The following is a 6,234-nucleotide window of genomic DNA, read 5'->3' on the forward strand; positions in this document are numbered from 1 at the left end:
AAAGTTCAGGCAATCAGCGCCTCAACCATTTTTATAACTCCGTAATAATCTACTTCCTGCTGCTCCACAGCCCTGCGGATATCTTCAAGTTTTTCTTTTTTGACGCCGATACCGCTTTTTTCTATCCTTGGAATCATACGTCCCGCCTCTCTTATGAGGACCTCTCTTCCAAGACCAAGTCTGGCATACAGATCAAACCTCTCAATTCTTTTACCGGACTTAATGATATTTCTTATGTGGTCATCATCCAGCTTGTCATCGATCATCCCCCAAAATGCCAATATATCATCGATAACCTGCTGCAGTTCAATAAGCGGAGCATCGCTTAGCTTGGCCTTATTCATTTCATAGATGGCCAGCTGTATGTAGGAAAGAGACTCTGAACCGATACTTTCCCTCAGCACGATGGCATTGTCGTATGCCCTGATGAGATTGCTGATTATGGAGTCAGGATTGCTCTCATCAAAGGGATAGGACCTCATGAAGTCCTGCTTATCCTCATAAATATTTGGAATGTCTATCATATGGCAAAAATCGGGATAGCTATCGCAGATCTCATCGATCATAGTGTCATAGCTCTTAAAATAGCAGCGCACCAGTGTGTAAACTCTCTCTGCATACCTGCCAAGCCAATATAGTCTGTTGGTTTGTTCTATTGAGATAATACCCATGTATCCTTAAATCCTCCTCCCTGTGATGAATTAACAATGAATGAATCCGGGTTTCTGGAAAAACGTGTAAGACCGCTCCTCCACACCAGCGGCTCATCCGCCATCAGTACAAATGCCCTAAGATCCGCTTTTCTTGGAACCATCTCTCCGCCTTCGAGAATGTCCAGATCCTGGAAGTCTATGACCTCCTGAGCTATAAATCTTCTTGGCTCTGCCTTGAGAAGACTCATAAAGCTTTCCTTCTGCTCTTTTGTCATGGAATTGCCAAATACAACGCCGTAACCACCTGCCTCCGCAACATCCTTGAGCACAAGCTTGTCGAAATTCTCAAGAACATACTTCATATCCTCTTCATAGAAAGGAAGATATGTTGGAGCATTGTGAAGAATCGGCTCCTCTCCCAGGTAGTAACTGATCATCTTAGGAACAAAATAGTAGATTCCCTTATCATCAGCCACTCCGTTGCCCGGAGCATTGATAAGCGCCACGTTTCCTTTCCTGAAAACATCGTAAATATGCGGGATTCCTATTACCGACTGGGGATTGAAGTTCATGGGATCCAAGTATTCGTCCGAAATTCTCCGGTACACAGCCCCAACTCTCTCATACTTTCCATCAGCTGTAATAAAGTAGAGCTTGTCATTTTCCACTATAAGCTCCGAACCATTGGCAAGATGCGCGCCCGTCTGCTCCGCCAGATAGGAATGTTCAAAATACGCGGCATTGTACCTGCCCGGCGTAAGGATAACTGTGTGGCCTCCTACATTGACATTATCCATTGTCCTTCGAAGGAGCTTGGCATAATTCCTGTTATCCTCAAGCCTTACTCCGTTAAATGTTCCCGGTGAACTCCTCCTGCACAGTTCTCTTGCGATCATCGGATAGGACGCTCCCGACGGAACCCTGAGGTTGTCCTCCAGGATATACCATCCCCCATCTTTGCCCTTTACCAGGTCTATTCCCGAGATATGGGAATATATACCCTTTGTCGGACACACTCCCTCGCATTCAACCATGTATCCGCTGGAAGCAAAAATGAAATCCTCAGGCACAACACCGTCTTTTACTATCTTCTTATCGCTGTATATATCCTTCAGAAAAAGATTAAGCGCAGTAACTCGCTGCTTAAGTCCCCCCTCGAGGAAGCTGAATTCGTCATGTTCAATGATCCTAGGAATGGCATCAAAAGGAAAAAGCTGCTCCTTGAACTCATTGTTTTTGTAGATACCGAATTTTACTCCATACCTGGCAAGGAGCGCATTGACGTCATCTGTGTGTTTTAGCAGGTTAACATTGTTCATAGGCATTTTCCTTCTCTTCCTCATTGTTTTTGGCGTCAGCTTCACTCATTTTTTCATGTATCCGTAGTTTAAAATCAGGCCCAAGGCGATTCCTATCAAGGTATCCAAGGATCTGTTTGCCACGAATAAATAAGGATTTTCATCCATAAGGTGATTAACGACTATGCTCAAAAAGACAACGCATGAAAAATACGATGCTTTCTTTTGCTTAATTACAACCGTAGTGTAAATGATCGGTATCAGCGAAAAAGATATTATGCAGTAATGCAGAAAACTGTCGCCAAGCTGAGGAAATCTCTGCTTGATCAGGATATATACAAGTCCGTAGGCTGCACCGATTCCCGTTCCAACGGTTCTCTGAAGGGCATTCTGAACGGTATTCCTGGTCTGATTCTGTATGCACCACAGAACCGCCAGTGCCGAGTAAAACGGTGTTCCCTGCTTTCCTCTTATAAAATAAATGGCGAAACAGATAAGCACCCCCAGTGCCGATTTAATTATCCTCATCCCTATATGCGGGATATGATCCATAACTCTTTCCATATATCTGTCTATAACGCTCTCCCCTTCCCTAAATGCAACGATGGCGCTCCGGTAACAAACCGAAACGCCATTGTCTCATTGCACTTAAATAGGTTTAGTTATAAGAAAAAGGATAAAAGAAAAGGCGCTTTGAATCACTGTGTGAATCAAAACGCCTTTGTTTGTATACAAGTATACTGATTGTGCGCATTTTGGCAATTGCCATTTTACACAAAATATCTCGGCTTAATTACCTGTCCATTGTCATTCTTGCGCAGTAGCAAGCACTGTACTTTTTCATATATTCAAGATACAGGTCACGAAGCTCTTTATCTTCTGACAGAAGCAGTAACTGCCAATCTTTGATAAACAGCATAGCATCGTAAACAGGCTCGGACTTCTCTCTGTCATCAAAGAGAGTATCGGGATGGTTCTTAACCCAATCAGATAAAACTGACTTAAATGATGGTACATTAAGGCTATTTAGCATACGCATCTGCTCCTCAATATAGCCTGTGATCATCTGAACATTGTTCGGGCCCATCATTGTGTCGCTCTTATTTCCATATGCCTTTTCATTTGGAATCTTCGCAAAGCCTTCTTCATAAAGATGTATGAAGGATCTGTCTTTACTAAGTCTGATTTTGTAGAAAACAGGTGAATTTATCGCCTCAGAAACAGCTTCTTTCAAAGAATCACTAAGACCCTCTTCATTTAAGTTGAATTTCAAAACACAGCAAATATCCGACTCCTTAACGACCCTTTTCGCCCCCAGGTTATCAAGAGGTATAGGCCTGTATACAACTCTTCTGCCTAACAGCATGCAGTTTTTTTCATAATCTGCATAGAGATCGAAATATACTGCGTCATACTCCTGACTTTCGGCCATCTCAAGCCCATAGGTTTTAATACAATTTTCCATACACATATCCTCTTTTCTTATATTTCTAAAATGCTTAATTTCTCCATCTTGCACGGATCTTGTCATATTCAGCAACTACTTCCTTCATATCCTCGAAGCGTGCTCTGTTGTTTTCTGCCACTTCAAGCGGATTGTTTATATAGGCGTGAAATAATATTTTTGATAGATGCTTTTTGCTTTAATAAGAACCGGTTTTGACATTATAGACATCCGGTCTGCCTTCCTCTGAGATTACGCATATCTTCGCGGTGCTCTCATATTTAATTCTGATAGTTAAGAATAACATCACAGCAAAAATAGCTGTAAAGATAACTATAAGGATCCATGTCTCTACTATCTTGGCCCGTTTATATTCAGGGCTTGTAAGCCTGCCATTTAGTTCCTCAAAGGCCTCCGCAAAAGCTCTGCCAGTGGTATATTCTTCTGACTCCATAAGCTTGTCATACAGACTATTATTAAAATCACGTGTTATTCCCGGACTCAAGACAGAATCTGTATTATCGCCCTGCATTCCCTCAAAATACCAGTCTGAAAATCTGACATTTTTGTCTGCGCTGTAGATGATCACCCAATGCTTCTCATCACTGTATCTGTCAACATAATAGTCATAGGCATACTTGGTGAGGCTGCTGTAGTCTGATTGCCATTCATCATTACTGCAGGTCACGACTACCGGTACTATATTGGTGATATCCATGAATTCATTCAGTACCCGAGACAGTTCCTGCTCGTCCTGCTCTGAAACAGCATCGTAATTATCCACGATCTGGACGGATGCCCCCGGAACCGGCAGTATTGAACTTTTCCCGTTTATGATGCTAAAAATTAAAAAAGCTCCGTATATAATTCCAATAAAAGTTCCGATCAGAAAGGGAAGCGTGAACATAAGAAGACTTCTGAAATTAGATGGATTCGTATTGTAGTAATAATGCGGTTGTCCATGCCTGTAATATACGTATCTGTTTGAATTGGCAAATGGTTTGCGACTTCCGAATACTCTTCCGTGACTTCTGTCATAATGTGATCTGGCGGAACTACCTGATGATCCCATGTGGCATCCTCCGCCACAATGTCCGCCGCCTGATGAATGAGGCATAATATAAGCTCCTCCTTTAGACTTGTATGCCGTGACAATCGGCACATCTTCGCCATTATACTATCGTTCCGGCGAAATTTAAATACATTTTTTATCCAAAGAACTTTACTGCGTAGTTGATGATTATTCCGGCAGATCCGCCGGCGAGAGCAAGTAGAACCACCCCAACAATAATACAAACGCGGCTTGCAATCTTCTTTTTGGTATCCTTGGAAAAATGTTTACCGGTACAAAGAAGAGCTATTCCTCCAATCAGTCCTGTAAAGAACATACCGATCAAGATAGCTGCAATCACAATGATTACTGCCATAAATGCAAGTCCGATTAGTCCCAACAACAAACTTAATAGTCCACCCATAGTTTTTCCTCCGTTTCATATATAAGCCCATTTTAGTTAATGGCTCAACAAAGATATATTGTCAGATGGGCAAAATAGAGGAGGATAAATCCTTATATCCGCCGATTTTTACTGTCGTTTCTTCGTGTGATACTTCTGTGATTTTTCAATAAACATTGTATTTAACTGCCTCCACAGCGGTGTTATACAGATATCTTATAACCTCTACAGGGGCGATTCCAACTGCGGTCTCACCGGTTACCATCACTGAAGATGCGCCGTCGAGCACTGCGTTGTAGATATCGCAAACCTCAGCTCTGGTAGGAACTTCGGACTTTTCCATAGATGCCAGCATCTGAGTTACTACCATGAAGGGTTTGTCATTTCTTCTGCAGATCTCTGCGATCATTTTCTGAGCTCGGGGAAGTTTCCAGAGAGGCATGCTGTTTCCCAAATCTCCCCTTGCGATTATCACCTCATCACATAGGCCCATGAAGGATTCCAGATTCTTCATGCCCTCAGTGTTTTCAATCTTTGCATATATTTTCAGATCTGCGCAGCCACATTCCTCCAGGGCATCATGAAGGAGCTCCAGATCCTTCCTGCACCTTACAAAGGGCTGCATAATTCCTGTAATTCCCAGGCTTCTTGCGATTCTGAGATTTTCCCTGTCGTCATTAGTCAGCGCCGGAAGTTCTATGCTTTTTCCAACTATTGCTATACTCTTTCTCTGAGTGAGGAGTCCTCCGCGGATGACTTCCAATCTGACACTACTTGCACCTTTTTCCCGCACCTTGCAAAGAAGCTTTCCATCATCAAGAAGGATCTCATCATCAACTACAAGTTGCCTGATAATTGCCATTTCCACAGGTATTCCGCCCTCACCGAAGAACACTTCATCGCCGCTTCTAAGCTCATATTCGTAGTTAAAACGTCCTATCCTAAGTTCGGGACCTTGCATATCAATTAAGATTTTGGGCTGAATACCATTTGTATTGGCCGCTCTTATCATCCTGCCGATGCTCTCTTCACAGTCTTTTAGCATTATATGCGACAGGTTGATCCTGATCCCGGTCATTCCTGCAGCAAACATTTTTGCCAAAATGCTCTCATTGTCACAGGAAGGCCCTAAGGTCCCGAATATATCGATAGTTTTCATTTTTTCCTTTTGCTCAATATTCATGTTATGCACTCGCGCTTAATTTCTTTTTCGAATTTACCTAAGTATCAACGCTATACAATTAATATGATATACGAATTGCTCCATGACTATCGTCATTCTCGCAATTCTACAAATATTCGGAAACCGCTAATTTACTGCGTAAATTGCTAATTCCTCATATTTGTTTGGGCCATAAAGTCAAAATGCTTAACATGCCAGCATG

General features: G+C 42.3%; 7 protein-coding genes. All 7 read right to left on the reverse strand.

The window, feature by feature from the left end; translation table 11 throughout:
• Positions 1–5: 5 nt before the first annotated feature.
• The gene (locus tag NXH67_RS07430; RefSeq protein ID WP_272796948.1) at positions 6–671 is read right to left on the reverse strand and encodes an alpha-E domain-containing protein; all 666 of its coding nucleotides are present in this window, start codon (positions 669–671) and stop codon (positions 6–8) included.
• On the reverse strand, positions 653–1,972 hold the full coding sequence (locus NXH67_RS07435; protein ID WP_272796949.1) for a circularly permuted type 2 ATP-grasp protein: 1,320 nt from the start codon (positions 1,970–1,972) through the stop codon (positions 653–655). Before NXH67_RS07435 ends, NXH67_RS07430 begins: the two co-directional genes overlap by 19 nt.
• A gap of 45 nt (positions 1,973–2,017) precedes the next feature.
• On the reverse strand, positions 2,018–2,515 hold the full coding sequence (locus NXH67_RS07440; protein ID WP_272796950.1) for an FUSC family protein: 498 nt from the start codon (positions 2,513–2,515) through the stop codon (positions 2,018–2,020).
• Positions 2,516–2,744: 229 nt separating this feature from the next.
• A complete protein-coding gene (locus NXH67_RS07445) occupies positions 2,745–3,416 on the reverse strand; it encodes a hypothetical protein (RefSeq protein WP_272796951.1) in 672 nt (223 codons plus the stop codon).
• A gap of 178 nt (positions 3,417–3,594) precedes the next feature.
• Complete coding sequence (locus tag NXH67_RS07450) at positions 3,595–4,512, reverse strand: hypothetical protein (RefSeq protein WP_272796952.1); 918 nt, start codon at positions 4,510–4,512, stop codon at positions 3,595–3,597.
• A gap of 91 nt (positions 4,513–4,603) precedes the next feature.
• On the reverse strand, positions 4,604–4,870 hold the full coding sequence (locus NXH67_RS07455; RefSeq protein ID WP_155830796.1) for a hypothetical protein: 267 nt from the start codon (positions 4,868–4,870) through the stop codon (positions 4,604–4,606).
• Between the two features lie 145 nt (positions 4,871–5,015).
• Entirely contained in the window at positions 5,016–6,008 is a 993-nt protein-coding gene (locus NXH67_RS07460) for a pyruvate kinase (RefSeq protein ID WP_272796953.1), read from the reverse strand.
• Positions 6,009–6,234: the final 226 nt, after the last annotated feature.

It is taken from the genome of Butyrivibrio sp. DSM 10294 (assembly GCF_028539135.1).
Classification (GTDB): domain Bacteria; phylum Bacillota; class Clostridia; order Lachnospirales; family Lachnospiraceae; genus Butyrivibrio.

Bases quoted from the DNA above. Each gene is read 5' to 3' on its own strand.
- NXH67_RS07430 (WP_272796948.1), bottom strand. From the start codon at position 671: ATGGGTATTATCTCAATAGAACAAACCAACAGACTATATTGGCTTGGC.
- NXH67_RS07435 (WP_272796949.1), bottom strand. From the start codon at position 1,972: ATGAACAATGTTAACCTGCTAAAACACACAGATGACGTCAATGCGCTC.
- NXH67_RS07440 (WP_272796950.1), bottom strand. From the start codon at position 2,515: ATGGAAAGAGTTATGGATCATATCCCGCATATAGGGATGAGGATAATT.
- NXH67_RS07445 (WP_272796951.1), bottom strand. From the start codon at position 3,416: ATGGAAAATTGTATTAAAACCTATGGGCTTGAGATGGCCGAAAGTCAG.
- NXH67_RS07450 (WP_272796952.1), bottom strand. From the start codon at position 4,512: ATGCCTCATTCATCAGGCGGCGGACATTGTGGCGGAGGATGCCACATG.
- NXH67_RS07455 (WP_155830796.1), bottom strand. From the start codon at position 4,870: ATGGGTGGACTATTAAGTTTGTTGTTGGGACTAATCGGACTTGCATTT.
- NXH67_RS07460 (WP_272796953.1), bottom strand. From the start codon at position 6,008: ATGAAAACTATCGATATATTCGGGACCTTAGGGCCTTCCTGTGACAAT.